Below are 22,018 nucleotides of genomic sequence, written 5' to 3' on the forward strand. Positions count from 1 at the left end.
TTGCCGGTTCTACTAAGCCGCCTGGGTGTGACCATCACCGCGTCCTCCCGACGCATGTCCAGGGAGGCCGCTGTGGTAATTTTGAGTCGCACATGATCCTTTTTTAATTCCGTCCCGTGAGGCGGGGAAAGGGGAGACGAGCGTTGACTTCTGTCACCAGCGCACCGGTTCCAGCCAGGGTTGTCCTCAGCCAGGCGGACATTGACCGGGCCCTCACTCGTATCGCCCATGAGATCCTTGAGGCCAACAAGGGATCGCAGGACCTCGTCCTGCTGGGCATCCCGCGCCGCGGTTTCCCGCTGGCTGTCCGGCTCGCCGAAAAAATCGCCGCCGCGGATCCCACCGTTGACGCAGCGGCCATCGTCGGCCAGCTGGACGTCACCATGTTCCGCGACGACCTCTCCCACCAGGGCACCCGGCCGCCGTACCCCACCAAGCTGCCGCGCACGGGCATCGACAACAAGGTGGTGGTCCTGATCGACGACGTCCTCTACTCCGGCCGCACCATCCGCGCCGCCCTGGACGCCCTCGTGGACCTCGGCCGCCCCCGCATCGTCCGGCTCGCCGTCCTGATCGACCGGGGCCACCGGGAGCTTCCCATCCGGGCCGACCACGTCGGCAAGAACCTGCCGACGTCATCCGCGGAAAAGGTCAGGGTCCGGCTGGAGGAAACCGATAGCGCCCCCGGCGGCGCACCCGTCAACGAAGTAGTCATCGAGGGCCGCTCATGAAGCACCTGCTCTCCACCGAGGACCTCAGCCTTGCCAGCGCCATCCGTATCCTCGACACCGCCGAGGAGATGGCTGCCGTGGGCGACCGCGAGGTCAAGAAGCTCCCGGCCCTTCGCGGCCGTACCGTGGTGAACCTCTTCTTCGAAGATTCCACCCGCACCCGCATCTCCTTCGAGGCCGCCGCCAAGCGGCTCTCGGCGGATGTCATCAACTTCGCCGCCAAGGGATCCTCGGTGTCCAAGGGGGAGTCCCTGAAGGACACCGCCCAGACGCTGTCCGCCATGGGCGCGGACGCCGTCGTGATCCGCCACTGGGCCTCCGGTGCGCCGCACCGCCTGGCCGCAACCGACTGGATCGACGCCGCCGTCATCAACGCCGGGGACGGCACCCACGAACACCCGACCCAGGCACTGCTCGATGCGTTCACCATGCGCCGGCACTGGGCCCGCCTGGCCGGCACCGGTTCCGAAGGCGCAGACCTCAAGGGCATGCGGGTGGCCATTGCCGGGGACGTCCTGCACTCGCGGGTGGCGCGCTCCAACGTCTGGCTCCTGCGTACCCTCGGTGCTGACGTCACCCTCGTGGCGCCGCCCACCCTGCTGCCCATCGGCGTCGAAAAGTGGCCCTGCAAGGTCAGCTACAACCTGGACGAGACCCTCGAACAGGGCGTTGATGCCGTCATGATGCTCCGCGTCCAGGGTGAACGCATGAATGCATCCTTCTTCCCCAGTACCCGTGAGTACTCCCGCCGCTGGGGCTTTGATGACAACCGCCTGCGGGCGCTGGACACCCTGGGCATGAAGGACACCATCATCATGCACCCCGGCCCGATGAACCGCGGCCTGGAAATTTCGGCGGCAGCCGCTGATTCACCGCGTTCCACCGTGCTGGCCCAGGTCCGCAACGGCGTCTCGGTGCGCATGGCCGCACTCTACCTGCTGCTCTCCGGGGACACCCGCGGACCAGCCGCCACCCCCGCCCTGGCGTACGCCGGCACCCATCCCACCAAGGAGAGCAACTGATGGCAGCCAACACCGGAACCTACCTGATCCGCGGCGCCTCGATCCTGGGCGGCGAACCGGCGGACCTGCTGATCCGCGACGGGCTGATCGCTGAGCGTGGGACGGCTCTTTCAGCCGACGGAGCCACAGTGGTCGACGCCGCCGGCCTGGTGGCACTGCCGGGCATGGTGGACGTCCATACCCACCTCCGCGAACCCGGCCGCGAAGACGCCGAAACCGTGGAGACCGGAACCCGGGCCGCCGCGCTGGGCGGTTACACCGCTGTCCATGCGATGGCCAACAGCACTCCCGTGGCAGACACCGCCGGCGTGGTGGAACAGGTCTACACCCTCGGCCAAACGGCCGGCTGGGTGGACGTCCGGCCCGTCGGCGCCGTCACCGTGGGCCTGGCCGGGGAACAGCTCGCCGAGTTGGGCGCCATGGCCGATTCCCGCGCCAGGGTCCGGATGTTCTCCGACGACGGCATCTGCGTCCACGATCCCGTCCTCATGCGCCGTGCGCTGGAATACGTCAAGGCGTTCGACGGCGTGGTGGCCCAGCACGCGCAGGAACCCCGACTGACAGCCGGCGCCCAGATGAACGAGGGCGAAGTGTCCGCCGTGCTGGGGCTGGCAGGGTGGCCCGCGGTGGCCGAGGAAAGCATCATTGCCCGCGACGTCCTGCTGGCCCGGCATGTCGGGTCCCGGCTCCACGTGTGCCACGTCTCCACCGCCGGTTCGGTGGAAATCATCCGCTGGGCCAAGGAGCGCGGCATCAACGTCACCGGCGAGGTCACCCCGCACCACCTGCTCCTGACCGACGACCTGGTCCGCAGCTACGACCCCGTCTACAAGGTGAACCCGCCTTTGCGGACCGACGCCGATGTCCAGGCCCTGCGCGCCGGCCTCGCGGACGGCACCATCGACGTCGTAGGCACGGACCACGCGCCGCACCCCAGTGAGCACAAGGAATGCGAGTGGGCGCAGGCGGCCATGGGAATGACCGGACTGGAAACTGCCCTGTCCGTGGTCCAGCACACCATGATCGAAACCGGCCTGATCACCTGGGCGGATTTTGCCAGGGTGACCTCCACGGCGGCTGCGGCGATCGGCCGCCTCGAGGACCAGGGCCGGCCGCTGGAAGCAGGGGAGCCCGCCAACATCACCTTGGTGGACCCGGCCGCGCGCTGGACCGTGGAGCCCGCAAAGATGGCCACGATGGGACGGAACTCCCCGTTCAAGGGCATGGAACTGCCCGGCAAGGTGGTGGCCACGTTCTTCAAGGGCCACCCCACCGTCCTCAACGGCGAGCTCAACACCCCGTACCCGTACGGGTCGGCCACAACCGCAGGCGCAGCCTGATGGACACCAAGCTGCTTTCGCTGGTCATCACGCTGGGCCTCATCGCCATAGCATTTGCCCTTATCTGGATGGGCTGGCGGAACCGCCTCCGACGCCAGTCCGACGTCGAACGGTTGCCCGTGGTGCCGGAGGCGCCGGGGGAGCCGCTCGCCGCAGCCGAGGGCCAGTACGTAGCGTCCACCACCGCCGGTGACTGGCTGGACCGGATCGCCGTGCATGCGCTGGGCATCCGCACCAATGCCACGCTGGAGGTCTACCCGCACGGCGTCCTCTTTGACCGTTCCGGGGCTCCGGCGCTCTATATCCCGGCGGCGTCCCTGGCCGGCGTGCGGCTGGACAGCGGGATGGCCGGAAAGTTCGTGGAGAAGGACGGCCTCCTGGTCCTTGCCTGGGCGCACGGCAGCCATGTGCTGGACACCGGCTTCCGGACCAGGCGCGCAGAGGACAGGGACGTGCTCATCGCAGCACTTCAGGAATTGATTTCTTCGGCCCCCGCGGCTGATGCCAATAGTGGAAAGTAAGACAGTGACAACAAACACCGCAGTAACCGCCCCAGTTTCCGCTCCCGTGTCCGCTCCAGCTGCGCTGGTGCTCGAAGACGGCCGCATCTTCCGCGGAAGCAGCTACGGCGCCACCGGAACCGCGCTGGGCGAAGCAGTCTTCGCCACCGGCATGACCGGCTACCAGGAAACCATCACGGACCCCTCCTACGCCCGCCAGCTCGTAGTGCAGACCGCTCCGCACATCGGCAACACCGGCGTGAACAATGAGGACGCCGAGTCCCGCCGCATCTGGGTCGCCGGCTACATCGTCCGCGATGCCGCCCGCCGCCCGTCCAACTGGCGCTCCGAGCGTTCGCTGGACGAGGAGCTGGTGGCACAGGGCATCGTCGGCATCCAGGGCGTGGACACCCGCGCCATCACCCGCCACCTGCGCGAGCACAAGACCATGCGCGCCGGCATCTTCTCCGGCGAGGCCGCCCAGGCCACGGACAAGGAACTGCTCGACGCCGTGCTGGCCAGCGCCCCGATGGAAGGCGCCCGGCTGGCCGAGGAAGTCAGTATCGACGAAGCCTACGTGGTGGAACCCAAGGACCACGGCTGGGACGGCGAACCCCGCTTCAGCATCGCCGCCATCGACCTTGGCATCAAGGCCATGACCCCGGTCCGGTTCGCCGAGCGCGGCGTCCGCGTGCACGTGCTTCCGGCCACCGCAACCCTGGCGGACGTCAAAGCCGTCAACCCGGACGGCTTCTTTATGTCCAACGGCCCCGGGGACCCCGCCACAGCCGACGTCCAGGTCAAGCTCCTCCGCTCCGTCCTGGACGAAAAGCTGCCCTACTTCGGCATCTGCTTCGGCAACCAGATCCTGGGCCGTGCGCTCGGCTTCGGCACCTACAAGCTGAAGTACGGCCACCGCGGCATCAACCAGCCAGTCATGGACCGGCGCACCGGCAAGGTGGAGATCACCTCCCAGAACCACGGCTTTGCCGTGGATGCACCGCTCGACGGCGCCACGCAGGCACCGGAGGCACGTTACGGCCGCGTCGAAGTCAGCCACGTCAGCCTGAACGACGATGTGGTGGAAGGCCTCGCCTGCCTGGACATCCCCGCCTTCTCCGTCCAGTACCACCCGGAAGCAGCCGCGGGACCGCACGACGCCGCGTACCTCTTCGACCGCTTCATTGACCTGATGGAGGGCACCCGGGACGGCAGGACCGCCAACCTGTCCAAGGAACCGGTGGACTCCGCCCATCCCGCTGCCGGTACCGCTGCTGGTGCCGGCCACAACAACGACAACAAGACTGAGGACAAGAAGTAATGCCGAAACGTACAGATCTCAAAAGCGTCCTCGTCATTGGTTCCGGCCCGATCGTCATCGGCCAGGCCGCCGAGTTCGACTACTCCGGCACGCAGGCGCTGCGCGTCCTGAAGGAGGAGGGCCTGCGGGTCATCCTGGTCAACTCCAACCCGGCCACCATCATGACGGACCCCGAGTTCGCCGATGCCACCTACATCGAGCCCATCACCCCCGAGGTGGTGGAGAAGATCATCGCCAAGGAACGCCCCGACGCCGTACTGCCCACACTGGGCGGGCAGACCGCGCTGAACACGGCCATCGCGCTGGACAAGAACGGCGTGCTGGAGAAGTACAACGTGGAGCTGATCGGCGCCAACATCGCCGCCATCGAGCTTGGCGAGGACCGCGAGAAGTTCAAGGGCGTCGTGGAGCGCTGCGGCGCCGAGTCCGCCCGCAGCCACATCATCCACACCATGGACGAGGCATTGAAAGCCGCCGAGGACCTCGGCTACCCCATGGTGGTCCGGCCCTCCTTCACCATGGGCGGCCTGGGCTCCGGCCTCGCCTACAACGAGGACGACCTCCGCCGCATCGTCGGCCAGGGCCTGCAGTACAGCCCCACCAGCGAGGTGCTGCTCGAAGAGAGCATCCTCGGCTGGAAGGAATACGAGCTAGAGATGATGCGCGACAAGAACGACAACGTCGTGGTGGTCTGCTCCATTGAAAACTTCGACCCCGTAGGCGTCCACACCGGCGACTCCATCACGGTGGCGCCGGCCCTCACCCTCACCGACCGGGAATACCAGCGGCTGCGCGACATCTCCATCGCCGTCATCCGTGAAGTTGGCGTGGACACCGGCGGCTGCAACATCCAGTTCGCCATCGACCCCGCCACCGGCCGCGTCGTGGTCATCGAGATGAACCCCCGGGTGTCCCGGTCCTCAGCGCTGGCGTCCAAGGCCACGGGGTTTGCGATCGCCAAGATCGCCACCAAGCTTTCCCTCGGCTACACGCTGGACGAGATCCCCAACGACATCACCCAGAAGACCCCGGCGTCCTTCGAGCCCACGCTCGACTACGTTGTGGTCAAGGTTCCGCGGTTCGCGTTCGAGAAGTTCCCGGCGGCGGACAACACCCTCACCACCACCATGAAGTCCGTGGGCGAGGCCATGGCCATGGGCCGCAACTTCACCGAAGCCCTGCAGAAGGCGCTGCGCTCCCTGGAGCAGAAGGGTTCGCAGCTGGACTTCAGCTCCGTCCCGGAATGGGAAGTGCCGGACCTCATCGAGAAGGCAAAGCGCCCGACGACGGAACGGCTCCACCAGGTGCAGCGCGCCCTCCTGGGCGGCGCCACCGTTGAACAGCTCTTCGAAGCCACCAAGATCGATCCCTGGTTCCTCGACCAGCTCCAGCTCCTCAACGAGATCTCCCGGGAAATCCGCCAGGCCGGCGCGCTGACGGCTGACATGCTCAAGCGGGCCAAGCGCCACGGCTTCTCCGACGAGCAGATCGGCTCCCTCACCCACAACTCCGAGGCCGTGGTCCGCGGAGTGCGCCAGGCCCTGGGCATCCGCCCCGTCTACAAGACCGTGGACACCTGCGCCGCCGAGTTCGCCGCGTACACGCCCTACCACTACTCGGCCTACGACGAGGAGGACGAGGTTGCGCTGCACTCCAAGCCGTCCATCCTGATCCTCGGCTCCGGCCCCAACCGCATCGGCCAGGGCATCGAGTTCGATTACTCCTGCGTCCATGCCTCCATGGCGCTGCGCAAGGCCGGCTACGAGACCGTCATGGTCAACTGCAACCCGGAAACCGTCTCCACCGACTACGACATCTCCACCCGCCTGTACTTCGAGCCGCTCACGCTCGAGGACGTGCTGGAGGTCATCGCCGCCGAGGAACGCACCGGCGGCGTGATGGGCGTGTTCGTCCAGCTCGGCGGCCAGACCCCCCTCAAGCTGGCCCAGCAGCTGGCCGACGCCGGCGTCCCCATCCTTGGCACCTCCCCGGAGGCGATCGACCTCGCCGAGCACCGCGGCGCCTTCTCCCGGGTCCTGGACAAGGCCGGCCTCATCTCCCCGAAGAACGGCACCGCCGTGTCCTTCGAGGACGCCAAGAAGATCGCCGACGAGATCGGCTACCCGGTCCTGGTCCGCCCGTCCTACGTGCTGGGCGGCCGCGGCATGGAGATCGTCTACGACGAGCCCAACCTGTCCCGCTACATTGCCAACGCCACGGAAATCACCCCGGACCATCCGGTGCTGATCGACCGCTTCCTGGAGGACGCCGTCGAAATCGACGTCGACGCGCTCTTCGACGGGACGGACATGTACCTGGGCGGCATCATGGAGCACATCGAGGAAGCCGGCATCCACTCCGGCGACTCGGCCTGCGTCCTGCCGCCCATCACCCTCGGCACCAATGTCCTGGAACGGGTCCGCACGGCAACCCGCGCCATCGCCGAAGGCGTGGGCGTCCGCGGCCTGATCAACATCCAGTTCGCCCTCGCCTCGGATGTGCTGTACGTCCTGGAAGCCAACCCCCGCGCATCGCGCACGGTGCCGTTCGTCTCCAAGGCCACCGGCGTGCAGATGGCCAAGGCCGCCGCCCTGATCGGCACCGGCGTGACCATCAACCAGCTCCGCAGCGCCTACAAGATGCTGCCGGAGACCGGTGACGGATCCACCCTGCCCCTGGACGCCCCCGTCTCCGTCAAGGAGGCAGTCCTGCCGTTCAGCCGCTTCCGTACGCTGGAAGGCAAGGTTGTGGATTCCCTGCTCGGCCCGGAAATGCGCTCCACCGGCGAGGTGATGGGCATCGACAAGCACTTCGACACCGCCTTCGCGAAGAGCCAGGCCGCCGCCAACAACGCACTGCCCACCGAAGGCAAGATCTTTGTCTCCGTGGCCAACCGGGACAAGCGCTCGGTGATCATGGGCGTCAAGCGGCTCTCCGACCTCGGTTTCGAGATCGTGTCCACCGGCGGCACCGCCGACGTCCTGCGCCGCAACGGCATCCAGGCAACGCCGGTCCGCAAGGTGGCAGAAGGCAGCAGCGCCGAAGGCGAAGGCACCATCGCCGACCTCGTGATCGCGGGTGAGATCGACATGGTCTTCAACACGCCTTCCGGCGGCGAGGCCCGCAGCGACGGCTACGAACTCCGGGCCGCGGCCACGTCCATCGGCATCCCCTGCATCACCACGGTGGCCGAGTTCAACGCCGCAGTGCAGGCCATCGAGGCCATGCGGACCTACGAATGGTCGGTCACCAGCCTGCAGGAGCATGCCGCTGCCCTGGCCGAGTCCCAGAAGGCGGCGCTGCAGCGTGCCTGAGCAGGCACCAGCGTCCCCCGCAGTGCAGGGCCGGGAGCCCTTCGGCTCCCGGCTTGGCGCGGCCATGGCCGCCCGGGGTCCGCTCTGCGTCGGGATCGATCCGCACCCTGCCCTGTTGAAGGCCTGGGGGCTGGCGGACGACGCCGGCGGGCTGAGGCGGTTTTCGCTGACAGTTTTGGAGGCCGTGGGTTCGCTCGCTGCCGCCATCAAGCCGCAGGTGGCGCTGTATGAGCGCCACGGGTCCGCCGGCATGGCTGTCCTGGAGGAGCTTCTTGCCGAAGCGCGCGATGAGTCGGTGCTCACCATCGCCGATGCCAAGCGCGGCGACATCGGATCCACCATGGCCGCCTACGCAGACGCCTGGCTCCGTGACGATTCCCCGCTGGCAGCGGATTCGGTGACACTCAGCCCGTACCTGGGTTTTGAGTCCCTGCGGCCAGCCCTGGACCTCGCTGCCGCGACCGGCCGCGGCGTCTTCGTCCTTGCCCTGACGTCCAATCCGGAGGGCGCCTCGGTCCAGCACGTCGGCGGAACCGATTCGGTGGCCCGGAGGATTACCGAAGCCGCCGCGGCGGAAAACCGGCGCTACCCGGGGAACCTGGGCTCCGTGGGCCTGGTGGTGGGTGCAACCGTGGGCTCGGCCCTCGCTGAACTGGAACTGGACCTTGCCGCGGTCCGCGGCCCGCTCCTGGCGCCGGGCCTCGGGGCCCAGGGCGCCACGCCCGCCGACCTCCGCGCCACGTTCGGTACGGCCTACCCGCAGGTCCTCGGAACATCCAGCCGGGACATCCTGTCCGCCGGGCCGGACCTGCGCGGCCTGCGGGACGCCGCGCAGCGGACCCTGCACGGCCTCCGCAGCGAATAGCGGCGGGTTTCACCGGATGCATTGATTCGGGCAGCACCAAAGGGTAGTTTCAGGACAGGTCCAAGGGCGGCCGCCTTTGGACACAGTCCGCCGAATCCGGGGGTGTCCACATGGTCCTGCGACCGTTATCCGCGTCGGAACGGGCTGACGCGCTGAACAAGGCGGCAGCAGCCAGGGCCACCCGCGCGGCGGCCAAGGAAAGCCTGAAGAACGGTGAGAGGTCCGCGGCGGACATCATCGACTCCGCGCAGCAGGACGACGCCCTTGCGCGGATGAAGGTTTCGGAGCTGCTCGAGGCCCTTCCGGGCATCGGAAAGGTCCGGGCCGCGATCATCATGGGCCAGTTGGGAATCGCCGCTTCCCGCAGGGTCCGCGGCCTGGGCGTTCACCAGCGCCGGGCGCTGGTAGATTTTATAGACGATAACCAGGGCGGGCCCTAAACCCGCCTTAACCCAAACCCCGGCAAAGGAATACGTGAGCAAGAAACCTGGATTGACAGTCCTCGCTGGCCCGACGGCTGTTGGCAAAGGCACCGTGTCCACCTACATCCGGGACAACTATCCCGAGGTCTGGCTGTCCGTATCCGCCACCACCCGCGCACCCCGCCCCGGAGAGCAGGACGGGGTCCACTACTTTTTCAAGTCCAAGGAAGAGTTCGAAAAACTCGTGGCTGACGGTGAACTCCTCGAATGGGCAGTGGTCCACGGCCAGAACACCTATGGGACCTTGAAGAGCACGGTGGACCATGCCATCGCCGAGGGCCGGTCCGTGCTCCTGGAAATCGACCTGCAGGGTGCCCGGCAGGTCAAGGCCGCTGTCCCGGACGCCCAGTTTGTGTTCCTGGCCCCGCCCAGCTGGGACGAAATGGTGCGCCGCCTGGTGGGCCGCGGCACGGAATCCCCCGAGGAACAGCAGCGACGCCTGGAAACCGCTAAACTGGAACTTGCTGCTGAACCGGAGTTCGACCATACCGTCATCAACGACGACGTTCGCCGGGCAGCGGACGAGCTTGTTTCACTCATGGGGCTGACCCCGCATCCGCACGGTTTGCCGGAACCGTCAACCCGCTAGAACTTTGGAGAATTCGTGTCCACGAACCTTGAAGGCATCATCAACCCGCCGATCGACTCGCTGCTTAAAGCGGCAGATTCCAAGTACGGCCTGGTGATCTTCGGTGCCAAGCGTGCTCGTCAGATCAACGCCTACTACGCCCAGCTGCACGAGGGCCTTTTCGAATACGTCGGCCCGCTGGTTGACACCAAGCTGAACGAGAAGTCCCTCTCGATCGCCCTTCGCGAGATCAACGAAGGCAAGCTGGTCTCCACGCCGATCCAGCCGGCAGAGTAAAACTGCCGCCTGACGTACTGGTGACGGAGGCCACGTGCGCATAGTCCTCGGAGTCGGGGGAGGGATTGCCGCCTACAAGGTGGCGTCGCTCCTCCGGCTTTTTACTGAAGCCGGGCACAACGTGACCGTGATTCCCACGGAGGCGTCCACACGTTTTGTGGGCACCGCCACCTGGGAGGCGCTATCCGGGAATCCGGTCAGCAACAGCGTCTTTGACGACGTCCACCAGGTCAACCACGTGCGTCTCGGCCACGAGGCAGACCTCGTGGTCGTCGCTCCGGCCACGGCGGACCTCCTGGCGAAGGCTGCAACCGGACAGGCCGGGGACCTCCTGACGAACACGCTGCTGATGGCTCACGGGCCGGTGCTGTTTGCCCCCGCCATGCACACCGAAATGTGGCAGCACGCGGCCACCCGCGCCAATGTCGAGACCCTCCGCGGGCGCGGGGCTGCGGTCCTGGAGCCGGCCACCGGGCGGCTCACGGGTGCAGATTCGGGCCCCGGCAGGCTTCCCGAGCCGGAAGCCATTTTCGCCGCCGCCATGGCCCTGGTGGAGGGCCGGCAGGACTTTCAGCTTCCGCTGGCCGGCCGCACAATCACCATCAGCGCCGGTGGCACCCGCGAGCCCCTGGACCCGGTGCGGTTCCTCGGCAACAGGTCCTCGGGCAAGCAGGGTGTCGCCCTGGCCGTAGCCGCCCGGAATGCAGGGGCAAACGTCCGGCTCCTCGCAGCGCACATGGAAGTTCCGCCGCCGGCTGGCGTCGAGGTTGTCCAAGTGGAGACCGCCCTGCAATTGCGGGAGGCGGCGCTGGCGGCGGCAGCTGATTCCGATGTCGTCATCATGTCCGCGGCAGTGGCGGACTTCCGCCCCGCGGAGGTCTCGGACACCAAGATCAAGAAACGTGATGACCGGACCGATCCCGTGATCACCTTGGTCCGCAACCCGGACATCCTGCTTGAACTGGTGGAACTGCGCAACAGTACCGTCCGGGGGGAGGGGCACCAGCTGATTGTCGGCTTCGCGGCGGAGACCGGAGACAGCGACGGCGATGTCCTGGCCCACGCCGAAGCGAAGCTGCAACGCAAGGGCTGCGACCTGCTGGTGGTCAACCACGTGGGTACGGACAAAGTGTTTGGCCAGGACACCACTTCGGTTGTCATCCTTGCCCGCTCCGGGTCCGAACCACAGGAGGCGTCCGGAACCAAGACCGAGGTGTCAGCGGCCATCATCAGCCGGATCGCCTTTGAACTGAATGCCGTTTCGCCCCGCGCCTGAGTGTTTCAGGCCACGTTTGCTTAGCACGGAGACATCTCCCGGCGTCTCCTGCGGGGCGGGCGTATTCCAACCAGTAAGGTAGTTAAGTGACTTTACCGCTGCACCTTCCCCACACTTCCGGGGCCACGCCTCCCGCGCTTCGGCTCTTCACTTCCGAGTCGGTCACCGAGGGCCACCCGGACAAGATCTGCGACCAGATCAGTGACGCCATCCTGGACGCGCTGCTGGCCGCCGACCCCGAATCCCGGGTCGCGGTGGAGACAATGGCCACTACCGGCCTGGTCCACGTTGCAGGCGAAGTCACCACCGATGCCTACGTGGAGATTCCGCAGATCGTGCGCGAAACCATCCTGGGCATCGGCTACGACTCTTCAGCCAATGGATTCGACGGCGCCCGCTGCGGAGTGTCCGTATCCATCGGCCAGCAGTCCAACGACATCGCCGGGGGCGTGTTCAACTCCCTGGAGGCCCGTGAGGGGCGCCAGGAAGACGATTACGACCTTCAGGGCGCCGGCGACCAAGGCCTCATGTTCGGGTACGCCAGCGATGAAACCCCCTCCTACATGCCCGTGCCCATCTGGCTGGCACACCGGTTGTCCGAGCGCCTCACCGAAGTGCGCAAGTCGGGCCAGTTGGCCTACCTGCGTCCGGACGGCAAGACCCAGGTGACGGTCGGATACGACAAAGACGTTCCGGTCTCGGTGGAAACGGTGGTTATCTCAAGCCAGCACGCCGAAGGTGCAAGTCTTGACCAGCTCCGCGCCGACCTCGCGTCGATCGTCATCGAACCGGTGCTCGCAGGTGCCAACCTGGACCTGTCCCGGGTGCGCAACATCCTCAACCCTGCCGGTGAGTTCGTGATTGGCGGGCCCGTGGGCGACGCCGGCCTCACCGGCCGCAAGATCATCGTGGACACGTACGGCGGCATGGCCAGGCACGGCGGCGGGGCCTTCTCCGGCAAGGACCCGTCCAAGGTGGACCGCTCGGCTGCCTACGCCATGCGGTGGGTTGCCAAGAACGTGGTGGCGGCAGGACTCGCCAAGCGTGCGGAGATCCAGATTGCGTACGCCATTGGCCAGGCCCGTCCCGTAGGTACCTACGTGGAAACCTTCGGGACTGAAACCGTTGATCCGGCCCGGATCAGCGCCGCCATCGCGGAAATTTTCGACTTGCGCCCCCGTGCCATCATCGATGCACTGGACCTGAAGCGCCCCATCTATGCCAAGACGGCAGCCCACGGCCACTTTGGCCGCGACGAGCCGGACTTTACCTGGGAGCGGCTGGACCGCGTTGATGACCTGAAGGCGTTCTTCAACGCCTAAGCCCCGGTGGGCCGCCCTGAGCCTGCCTTGGGAATCATTGCCTTCGGCGGAATGTCACCGCCCTGTGGTTGGCTGGACATGTCCACACGGGAGCTGAACGGAGGTAACGGCCATCGCTGCTGACAGGACCCTCAAGCCATTCCTGGACATCCCGGACGCCGTGCAGCCTACCCTGCTGCAGGGGTTTCCTTCCGCGTCCCGGCCGCCGGGACCGCAGTTGTCAAAGAATATGCCCGTGGCCAGGGTGCTGGTGGAATCCTCCCTTCCGCACCTGGACCGGCTTTTCGACTACGGGGTTCCGGAGGCCCTTGACGAGTCCGCCAAGCCGGGAGTCCGGGTCAAAGTCAAGTTCAACGGCCAGGACCTCAACGGGTTCATCATGGAGCGGGTGGCAGAGTCCGACGCCGGGCACACCCTGGTGCCGTTGGCGAAGGTTGTGTCCCCGGTGCCGGTGCTGACGCCCGCCGTCCGGGAGCTTGTTTCCTCCGTCGCCGCACGCTACGCCGGGACGGTCAGCGATGTCCTCCGCGTCGCCGTCCCGCCCAGGGTGGCCAGGCTGGAAAAGGAGTTCGCGTCAGCGGAGCCGGCGGGGCCGGCAGTCCCGGACCAGGCAGAACCCCGCGAGGCCACGGCCCTGCAGGCCGGTCCCGCGCAGGACGCCCTGCCGAGTGCCTGGGCGGCCTACCATAACGGCCAGGCCTTCCTGCAGCACCTGGCCGGTGGCGGTTCGCCCAGGGCCGTGCTGAACCCGCTGCAGGGATTCGGTCCGGGTGGGTGGCCCCAGCTGCTGGCGGAGGCCGTGGCCGCCGCGTACGCATCAGGGCGCGGCGCCGTGGTGGTTGTGCCCGATTACCGCGACCTTGACCGCCTTGAAGAGGCGCTCCACTGCCTGCTGCCCGAAGACGCAGTTGCCCGGCTGACTGCCGACGACGGTCCCACCCCGCGGTACCGGAACTTCCTGCGGCTCCTGGCAGGGACTGCCCGCGTTGCCATCGGCACCAGGTCGGCAGCTTTTGCACCCGTCAAGGACCTGGGCCTGGTGGCCTGTTGGGACGACGGCGACGACCTCCACATCGAGCAGCGCGCCCCGTATGCGCACGCCCGCGAGGTGCTGCTCCTGCGGGCTGGGCAGGAGGATGCCGCGTGCCTCCTTGCAGGCCACTCCCGAAGCACGGAAGCCCAGCGGCTGGTAGAAGCGGGCTGGGCACGTGCGGTCGAAGCCGGCCGCCCTGACGTCCGGAGGACAGCTCCGCGCATCGTCAACACTGCTGACAGCTTCGAGCAGGAGCGGGATCCGCTGGCCAGGATTGCCCGCCTGCCCGGCGCCGCGTGGCGGGCCGCCAAGGAGGGGCTGGAGCGCGGACCGGTCCTGGTCCAGGTGGCCCGCGCCGGTTATGCGCCGTCACTGGCCTGTGAGATGTGCCGGGAGCCGGCGCGCTGCGGCAGCTGCCAGGGACCGCTGGCCGTGGCAGGCGCCAGCGGCACGTCCGCCATGCCCCAATGCCGCTGGTGCTCCACCCCGGCGCCGGACTGGCACTGCGTGCACTGCGGCGGCAGGCGCCTGCGCAAGGGTGCCACCGGAGTGATCAGGACAGCTGAGGAACTCGGCCGTGCCTTTCCCGGGAAGACCGTCGTTACTTCCTCGGGAGACCAGGTAAAGGCTGAGGTGGGTCCGGGCAAGGCGCTGGTGGTGGCCACGGTGGGTGCCGAACCGGTAGCGGACGGGGGATACGCGGCTGCACTGCTCCTGGACGGTGATTCACTCCTGCGCCGGGAGACGCTGCGCGCCGGCGAGGATACGGTGCGTCGGTGGTTCAATGCAGCCGCTCTGGTGCGTCCGGCGGCGGACGGCGGGCTGGTAGTGGTCACGGCCGCGGATACAGCTGCCGTGGGTGCACTGCTTCGCTGGGACCCCGCCGGTTATGCGGAACGGGAACTTTCCCTGCGCATGGAGCTGCAGCTTCCCCCCGCGGTCCGCCTCGCCTCCGTCACCGGGCCGCGCGCCGCCGTCGAACATTACACCGGTGCCGTGTCAGCGGAACTTGCCTCCAGCGGGATCACCTTACGGACCGCCGGGCCCGCACCCGTGGTGCTCAGCGGTCCGCCGTCGCCCCGCCGTTCAGCGGAGGATGTGCGCACCCTGCTCTTCTTCCCCTACGGACAGGCTGCGGCCGTCACCCGTGTCCTGCGGGTCACCAGGGCCGCGGCCGCTGCGAAACGCTCCAGCGAGCCTTTCCAGCTCCGGCTGGACGGCATCGACGTCCTCTAGGGGCGTCCTCTAACGCCGGCCCCGGCGCCGGGCCATGATTTCGTGTGCCACATCCACTAGCTGGCGGGCCGACTCGTCCCAGGTGAACTCCCGTGCACGCGCAACGCAGCGCCGCGAAAGTTCCTCCCAGTGCCCGTTGTCCTGGAGCGTGCGCACGGCATCGGCAAACTGTTCCGGGGACTCCGGATCCACGTAGAGCGCGGCGTCCCCGCCGACCTCCCGGAAGATGGGGATGTCGCTGGCAACAACAGGGGTGCCGAGCGCCATGGCCTCCACCAGGGGAAGCCCGTAGCCTTCAGCCCGGGACAGGCTGACCAGCGCCGCAGCAGAGCGCAGGAATTCGTGATACTGCTCGTCCGTGACGCCGTTGTGGAATACCACGTGCGCCCCTGGCGGAACCAGGCGTTCCAATTCGGCGCGGCGTTGGGGCGTGATGCGGCTGAGCAGGTGGAGGGTGTACCCGGGCAGGCCCGCCATCCCCGCCACCATGGTTTCCACGTTCTTGTACGGCATGAAAGAGCCCATGTAGACGAGCGCGCGGTCTGCACCGGCGCCAGCGGGCCGCGGTCCGTGTTCCTGCTCCGGCTGGGGGGCATTGCTGATGATCCGCACCGGGCGGCGCGTCAGGCGGTACTTTGCGATCAGCGCTTCCGTGGTTGCGCTGATGGTGGCCACAGTGTCGGCGCGGTTGAGGAGGAGCCGCTGCGGCCAGTATGCCTTGTGGTACAGCCGCCACAGCAGGCGCACGGGCGCGGGGAGGAAGCCGGGCGGGGCCGGGTGTTCGTAGTAGATAAGGTCGTGGAGGGTCAGGACCAGGCCGTACTTGCGGCCCCATGTTCCCATCGTCTGCATGGGGCACACCACCACGTCGGCGCCCAGCTTGTTGATGGTCCGCGCCACGAACAATTCCGACGGCGACAGCGGGCTGCCGATCAGGGTGTACGGAACGTCCGGGAGCAGGGCGAGTTGCCGGACGTCGGAGACCAGCATGGAGACGTCGGCGATTTTAGCCGTGGCGGCAATCAGGCTGGCGCCGTAGCGGCTGATGCCGTCGTGGTGGTCTGTCCGGGTAAACCGTGCGTCAATGACAATCTTCACGCGGGATGGTCCTTAAGGAAGCTGCGGATGAAAGTGGCTGCCGGTTCAGGTGTTTCGTAGTGGATCAGATGCCCGACGCCGGGAATCACCTGGAGCTCTCCATCCGGCAGCAGCGCAGCCAGGCGGTGTTGGTCGGCCAGGGCGGCGATCTCGTCCTTTTCCCCCGCGATCAGCAGGACTGGCAGGGTCAGCCGGCCGGCTACTTCCGCCACATGGCTGCTGACTGATGCCGTAAACGATTCAAGGAGGCTCTCCCGGCTGGCGAAAGCGCTGAAGTAGGCGTGGTGCTGGCCGTGGATGAACCGGCGGAGGTCTTTATCGCCCGTCTTGGCCATGGTTTCACTCATGACCCGGACAATCAGCGGATTCCGCAGCAGGGCCAGTCCCACCGTCCGGGGGAGCCGGGCTGAAAGGCGGTAGTACAGGATCGCCAGCCTGGTCATCACACCCTTTGGCCCTTCCAGTGCCGGTGCCGCAATGGGGTTGATGAGGATGAGCGGATCCACGGTGCCGGGACGATCGGCCACGAAGTGCGCCGCAATGATGGAGCCGAACGAGTGTCCCAGCAGGACCGTGTCCGGGCCGAGGCCCAGGGCTGCCATGAATTGCGTGATGAACAGGCCGTAGCGCTCCACGGAATGCTCGCCCGACCGGAATGCCGCGGACTCACCAAATGCGGGCAGGTCCGGCATGATGATCCGCATCTCGGGAAGCTGGTCTGCCACCCTCAGCAGTCCGTGGTGGTCTCCGCGGAAGCCATGGATGACCAGGATGGTGCGTGTTTCGGGGCTGGCCACCAGCGGTTCGTAGGTCCAATAGGCAACCTTGCCGCCGTCGAGCTCCAGGGTGGAGGCGGACGTGCGTGCGGCCAGGTCGGCGCTGAAGTAGGCGGGCGCGGCGGATCCGGGCTGTGCTGTAGTCATGTGTCCTGCCTCAGTTAACGGTGTCCGGGTGGGACCCGGTGCGGTAACCCCGGTCCAGCCCGGCCAGCGCCGTCATGTCCCGGGCGGAGAGGTCGAAGTCGAAGATGTCCATGTTTTCCCGGATCCGCACCTCCGAGCTCGCCTTGGGGATGGCAATATTTCCCAGCTGGATATGCCAGCGGAGGATCACCTGGGCGGGGGTTTTGCCGTGTTCGGAGGCGCAGGCGCGGACAACGGGGTCGGCGAGGACCTGGCCCCGCCCCAGGGGGCTCCACGCTTCGGTCCGGATACCCAGTCCATCATGCTGTGTCCGGAGTTCTGCCTGCTGCAGCCACGGATGCAGTTCTATCTGGTTGACGGCGGGGACCACTTCCGCGGTCTGCAGCAGCCGGTCAAGGTGGGCGGGCTGGAAATTGCTGACGCCGATGGCACGGACTTTTCCTTCCCGGTACAGGGTTTCCAGAGCACGGTACGTGTCCGGAAATAGGCCGCGGGCGGCACAAGGCCAGTGGATGAGGTACATGTCAACGTAGTCAAGGCCGAGATTGACCATGGACTCATCAAAGGCACGCAGCGTGGCGTCATAGCCGTGGTCGCTGTTCCACACCTTCGTGGTGACGAAAATGTCTTCCCGGGACAGCGCCGGGAACAGCTCGCCCGAGCCGCCGCTGCCCGCGTCACCGCCCAGTTGCGAACTGATGCCCCGAGCCACACCGGTTTCGTTGCCGTACATCGCCGCCGTGTCGAAGTGGCGGTATCCGGCTGCGAGCGCAGTGGCGACGAGGCCTTCCGCGTCGGCGGCCGGGACCTTGTAGAGCCCGTATCCGAGTTGGTGGATCAGCACGCCATTGTTCAGGCTGAGCCGCGGTGAAGTTCTCATAGCCACGACTCTACCCACCAGCGGTGGCGAGACCTTCAAAATCCACCAGGCGGCGCGCGGTGGCCTCGTCCAGGATCAGGTCCGTGGCCAGGCCCGCCGCCAGGGCTCCGCGGAGCCCGTTGATCTTGGACACCCCGGACACTACACAGATCCTCCGTCGGACTTGCCGCAACTGCGCGAGTGCGGGTCCGGTGGATCGTTCGTTGAGGACGATCCCGTCGGAGGAGCCGTCGCTGCGGAAGAAGACGGTGGCTACGTCGCCCACAACATCCGAGGTTGCCAGGATGTTGAGGTCAGCCTCGTCCAGGTATCCACCGGCATACACGTGGCTGGGATAGTCGGCGTCCACGGAGCCCACGCCGAAAATTGCGATGCTCATCTTCGCCTGGAGTTCGAGGATCCGTTGCACGCTGCGTTCATTCCACATGGCAACCTTGGTGGCTGCGTGGTCAAAGAAGGCAGGCACCGGGAACTGTTCAACCCTGGCCCCGTAGGCGCTTCCAAACCGCCGCATGATGTCGCTGGCATACGTGATACCGGTGGTGTGCATGTTGCCGGCGCCGTTCAACTGCACGATGACGCTGTCATGGGTGATCTTGCGGGTGAGGTGGCGGCTGACGGCGCTCAGGGTGGATCCCCAGGCCACTCCGATGATCGCGTTGGAATCCACCAGCGGTCCGATGGTTCGCGCTGCCTGCATCGCCACCCGGTCCAGTGTTTCCGCCTCATTGAGTATTTCCATGACCGGAACCACGTGGACATCCACGCCGTACCGCCGGCGGATCCTGCCCTCCAGTTCGGGGCCCGTATCCAGCGGATTGCGGATCTGGATTTGCACCAGGCCGGATTCGCGGGCGGAGGACAGGAGGCGGGAAACCGTGGACCGGGACGTCCCCAGCTCCCGGGCTATGGCGTCCATGGTGAGGTCCTGCAGGTAATACATTTGTGCAGCCCGCAGTGCGTCAGAGTGGCGTGAGGGGTCCATCAGTCCTCCAGACTGCACGTTTGTGCATAGTGCTTGACTCCATTTTCCATTACTCCAAAGAATAGTGGTGAAACGGCGGTAAACCCATCCGGTACCGCGTCACACAAAGCCCCAAGGGAGTTGTTTTGGGACCCAAGGATTTTCACGTCCAACCTATTGCTTCAGCGGCGAAGCCAGGAGTGGAGCGCAGCGCAGTGCACCACCTCCGGCGCCGTCCACATGCCAAGGTCCTCGTGGTGGGAGGAGGCATCAACGGCGTGGGAACTTTCCGTGACCTTGCGCTGCAGGGCGTGGACGTCGCCCTCGTGGAACGCGGCGACTACTGCCAGGGGGCCAGCGGCGCCTCCTCCCACATGATCCATGGCGGCATCCGCTACCTGGAAAACGGCGAGTTCCGCCTGGTCCGGGAATCAGTGGTGGAACGTAACCGGTTGCTTCGCATCGCCCCGCACTACGTTAAGCCGCTGCAGACCACCATCCCGATCTTCAGCACCTTCTCCGGCGTCCTTGCGGCACCGCTTCGCTTCCTGACGCACAAGCAGCACGGCAAGCCGAAGGAACGGGGTGCCTTCCTCATCAAGCTCGGCCTGAGCCTGTACGACTCCTTTTCCCGGGATGGCGGCGCCGTCCCGCGTCACCAGTTCCGCAGCGGCCAGCGTGCCCTTGCCGAGCTGCCCAGCCTCCGCCCCGACGTGAAATACACGGCGACCTACTTCGACGCTTCCGTGCACAACCCGGAGCGGCTTACGCTCGATGTCCTCCAGGACGGGGAGAAAGCCGGGCTGGCGGCAACCGGTGCAGGCAACGGACAGGGCAGCACGGCCCGTGCCAGCAACTACGTTTCGCTGCAGTCCGTCACCGGACAGCCCAATCCGGGCACCGGCCGGGGAAGCACCGTGCGGCTGCGGGACGAACTGACGGGGGAGGAATTCGACTTCACTGCAGACGTCATTGTGAACACCACGGGCGCCTGGGTGGACCTCACCAACGCCGCCATGGGCTCTGCCTCCACGTTCATGGGCGGCACCAAGGGCTCCCACATCGTCCTGGACCACCCTGCGCTCCTTGAAGCCTGCCGCGGCAGGGAGATCTTCTTCGAGCACACGGACGGGCGGATCGTCCTGATCTACCCCATGGGTGACCGGGTCCTTGTGGGTACCACGGATGTGGATGCGGACATGGCGGAGGACGCCGTCTGCACAGATGAGGAAATCGAGTACTTCTTCGACCTGATAGGCCACGTGTTCCCGGACATCGCCGTTACCCGTGAGCAGATCGTCTACACCTTCTCCGGAGTGCGGCCGCTGCCGCGCCACGATGCCACCCAGCCCGGCTTCGTTTCCCGCGACTACCGCATCGAGCGCCGGGAAACGGGACTGGACCGGAATGGAAAGGGCGCCGTGGTCTTGAGCCTGGTAGGCGGCAAATGGACAACCTTCCGTGCCCTCGCCGAACACATGACGAACGACGTCCTGGCTGAGATCGGGATGGAGCGCAAAGTCTCCACCGCGCAGTTGCCTATCGGCGGCGGCGCCGGGTTCCCTGCCGATGAGGCCGGTGTCCAGAAGTGGATCAAGGCCCATATGGCCGACAACCGTGACGCGGACCGTACAGCAGGGCTCCTGACCAGGTACGGGACACGTGCGGAAGCGGTCATGGAATACCTTGACGCCGGACCTGACAGGCTGCTGCACTCCACCCGCGAACTGAGCGTCCGTGAACTTGAGTTCATGGCGGCCCATGAGCAGGTGGGGCACCTGGTGGACGTCCTCATCCGCCGGACCTCCCTGGCGTTCCGGGGGCTGGTGACGGGCGAGTTGCTCAACGAAATGGCCGAAGTGCTGTCCGTTCCCTTGGGTTGGAACGCCGCAGCCCGGGCAGCGGAAATCAAGCATGCCCAGGAAGTGCTGCAGAAGTTCCACCGTGTAGAAACCCACAGCCTGGTCGCCTGAGGCCCGGCTGTCGGCCGGGGCGGCAACCCGCCCCGGCCACACGGTCCTTCAACCCGCGAAGGACCTCCATCTGAAAATAAAAGGAGTCAAAGATGTCTCTTGGAATAGTTTTCCTTTCCGAAGTATTCGGAACGGCGATGCTGACCCTTCTGGGTTGCGGCGTCGTCGCCAACGTTGCCCTGAGGGGGACAAAGGGCAACAGCGGCGGGTTCCTGATGGTCACCTGGGGATGGGGCATCGCTGTCTTCGCGGGCGTCTTCGTGGCCGCAAAGTCCGGGGCGCACCTGAATCCTGCCGTGACCTTGGGGCTGCTGATTAACGGAAAGGCCGAATACGCGCCGGATGTACCGGTGGATTTCGCTTCCACCCTGACGTACTTCGGCGGCGAGATGCTCGGCGCCTTCCTCGGCGCCGTGGTGTGCTGGCTCGCCTACAAACAGCACTTTGACGCTGAAGAGGAGGTTGCCAGCAAGCTTGCCGTCTTCTCCACCGGACCGGCCATCCGCTCCAGTTCCTGGAACCTGGTGACCGAAATCATCGGCACCTTCGTCCTGGTGTTTGTCATCCTGACGTTCGGCGGGACCCCCTCCGGCCTGGGCCCGCTGGCTGTCGCACTCCTCGTCGTCGGCATCGGCGTCTCCCTGGGCGGCCCCACCGGCTACGCCATCAACCCTGCCCGCGACCTCGGTCCACGCATTGCCCATGCCCTGCTCCCCATCAAGGGCAAGGGCTCGAGCGACTGGGGCTATTCCTGGATTCCGGTGGTAGGCCCGCTGGTTGGCGGCGCCCTTGGCGGCATCGTCGCCAGGATTGCCCCCATCATCGTCACGGCCGCCTCCTGACCCCCTACCCAACCACTGCTCAACTCCATTA

19 protein-coding genes are annotated in these 22,018 nt (G+C 66.6%); 15 read left to right on the plus strand and 4 right to left on the minus strand.

Annotation, left to right across the window (positions count from 1 at the left end):
* Window positions 1-143 precede the first annotated feature (143 nt).
* From pyrR to PV768_RS13575, 13 genes are all read left to right on the plus strand, one after another.
* Complete coding sequence (pyrR, locus tag PV768_RS13515) at window positions 144-731, plus strand: bifunctional pyr operon transcriptional regulator/uracil phosphoribosyltransferase PyrR (protein WP_421093266.1); 588 nt, start codon at window positions 144-146, stop codon at window positions 729-731.
* Entirely contained in the window at window positions 728-1,753 is a 1,026-nt protein-coding gene (locus PV768_RS13520) for an aspartate carbamoyltransferase catalytic subunit (RefSeq protein WP_323057115.1), read from the plus strand. Before pyrR ends, PV768_RS13520 begins: the two co-directional genes overlap by 4 nt.
* A complete protein-coding gene (locus PV768_RS13525) occupies window positions 1,753-3,093 on the plus strand; it encodes a dihydroorotase (RefSeq protein ID WP_421093267.1) in 1,341 nt (446 codons plus the stop codon). The genes PV768_RS13520 and PV768_RS13525 overlap by 1 nt, the downstream gene beginning before the upstream one ends.
* Window positions 3,093-3,614, plus strand: a complete 522-nt coding sequence (locus tag PV768_RS13530) for a hypothetical protein (protein WP_157242083.1) — start codon at window positions 3,093-3,095, stop codon at window positions 3,612-3,614. The genes PV768_RS13525 and PV768_RS13530 overlap by 1 nt, the downstream gene beginning before the upstream one ends.
* Window positions 3,595-4,914: a glutamine-hydrolyzing carbamoyl-phosphate synthase small subunit gene (gene carA, locus PV768_RS13535; protein WP_421093268.1), complete on the plus strand. Its 1,320-nt coding sequence runs from the start codon at window positions 3,595-3,597 to the stop codon at window positions 4,912-4,914. The genes PV768_RS13530 and carA overlap by 20 nt, the downstream gene beginning before the upstream one ends.
* Window positions 4,914-8,228 carry a carbamoyl-phosphate synthase large subunit gene (gene carB / locus PV768_RS13540; protein WP_157242085.1) on the plus strand — a complete coding sequence of 1,105 codons (3,315 nt, stop codon included), beginning with the start codon at window positions 4,914-4,916 and terminating at the stop codon, window positions 8,226-8,228. The genes carA and carB overlap by 1 nt, the downstream gene beginning before the upstream one ends.
* The gene (pyrF, locus tag PV768_RS13545) at window positions 8,221-9,093 is read left to right on the plus strand and encodes an orotidine-5'-phosphate decarboxylase (RefSeq protein ID WP_323057117.1); all 873 of its coding nucleotides are present in this window, start codon (window positions 8,221-8,223) and stop codon (window positions 9,091-9,093) included. Before carB ends, pyrF begins: the two co-directional genes overlap by 8 nt.
* 110 nt (window positions 9,094-9,203) lie before the next feature.
* On the plus strand, window positions 9,204-9,533 hold the full coding sequence (mihF, locus tag PV768_RS13550; RefSeq protein ID WP_157242087.1) for an integration host factor, actinobacterial type: 330 nt from the start codon (window positions 9,204-9,206) through the stop codon (window positions 9,531-9,533).
* 34 nt (window positions 9,534-9,567) lie between these two features.
* A complete protein-coding gene (gmk, locus tag PV768_RS13555) occupies window positions 9,568-10,164 on the plus strand; it encodes a guanylate kinase (RefSeq protein ID WP_321213612.1) in 597 nt (198 codons plus the stop codon).
* Between the two features lie 15 nt (window positions 10,165-10,179).
* On the plus strand, window positions 10,180-10,440 hold the full coding sequence (rpoZ, locus tag PV768_RS13560; protein ID WP_321213611.1) for a DNA-directed RNA polymerase subunit omega: 261 nt from the start codon (window positions 10,180-10,182) through the stop codon (window positions 10,438-10,440).
* A 34-nt stretch (window positions 10,441-10,474) separates the two neighbouring features.
* Window positions 10,475-11,716 carry a bifunctional phosphopantothenoylcysteine decarboxylase/phosphopantothenate--cysteine ligase CoaBC gene (gene coaBC, locus PV768_RS13565; RefSeq protein WP_421093269.1) on the plus strand — a complete coding sequence of 414 codons (1,242 nt, stop codon included), beginning with the start codon at window positions 10,475-10,477 and terminating at the stop codon, window positions 11,714-11,716.
* Between the two features lie 86 nt (window positions 11,717-11,802).
* Complete coding sequence (gene metK / locus PV768_RS13570) at window positions 11,803-13,038, plus strand: methionine adenosyltransferase (protein ID WP_321213609.1); 1,236 nt, start codon at window positions 11,803-11,805, stop codon at window positions 13,036-13,038.
* A gap of 229 nt (window positions 13,039-13,267) precedes the next feature.
* On the plus strand, window positions 13,268-15,307 hold the full coding sequence (locus tag PV768_RS13575; protein ID WP_421093291.1) for a primosomal protein N': 2,040 nt from the start codon (window positions 13,268-13,270) through the stop codon (window positions 15,305-15,307).
* A gap of 9 nt (window positions 15,308-15,316) precedes the next feature.
* On the opposite strand, the gene PV768_RS13580 is transcribed toward PV768_RS13575, so the two are convergent.
* Genes PV768_RS13580 through PV768_RS13595 form a run of 4 tightly spaced genes read right to left on the minus strand, consistent with a single transcriptional unit; the run spans window position 15,317 to window position 19,193 of the window.
* Window positions 15,317-16,405 (minus strand): glycosyltransferase family 1 protein, encoded by a 1,089-nt coding sequence (locus PV768_RS13580; protein ID WP_321213608.1) that lies wholly within the window; start codon window positions 16,403-16,405, stop codon window positions 15,317-15,319.
* The gene (locus tag PV768_RS13585; RefSeq protein WP_421093270.1) at window positions 16,402-17,328 is read right to left on the minus strand and encodes an alpha/beta fold hydrolase; all 927 of its coding nucleotides are present in this window, start codon (window positions 17,326-17,328) and stop codon (window positions 16,402-16,404) included. Before PV768_RS13585 ends, PV768_RS13580 begins: the two co-directional genes overlap by 4 nt.
* 10 nt (window positions 17,329-17,338) lie before the next feature.
* Entirely contained in the window at window positions 17,339-18,208 is an 870-nt protein-coding gene (locus PV768_RS13590) for an aldo/keto reductase (protein WP_421093271.1), read from the minus strand.
* A 10-nt stretch (window positions 18,209-18,218) separates the two neighbouring features.
* Window positions 18,219-19,193, minus strand: coding sequence for a sugar-binding transcriptional regulator (locus PV768_RS13595; RefSeq protein WP_157242091.1), 975 nt, complete (start codon window positions 19,191-19,193; stop codon window positions 18,219-18,221).
* Window positions 19,194-19,372: 179 nt separating this feature from the next.
* On the opposite strand from PV768_RS13595, the gene PV768_RS13600 reads away from it, so the two are divergent.
* Both PV768_RS13600 and PV768_RS13605 read left to right on the plus strand, forming a co-directional pair.
* Window positions 19,373-21,145 (plus strand): glycerol-3-phosphate dehydrogenase/oxidase, encoded by a 1,773-nt coding sequence (locus PV768_RS13600; protein WP_370460710.1) that lies wholly within the window; start codon window positions 19,373-19,375, stop codon window positions 21,143-21,145.
* Window positions 21,146-21,237: 92 nt separating this feature from the next.
* Window positions 21,238-21,987, plus strand: a complete 750-nt coding sequence (locus PV768_RS13605) for an MIP/aquaporin family protein (RefSeq protein ID WP_157242093.1) — start codon at window positions 21,238-21,240, stop codon at window positions 21,985-21,987.
* Window positions 21,988-22,018 lie beyond the last annotated feature (31 nt).

Source organism: Pseudarthrobacter sp. CC4 (genome assembly GCF_048957775.1).
GTDB lineage: Bacteria > Actinomycetota > Actinomycetes > Actinomycetales > Micrococcaceae > Arthrobacter.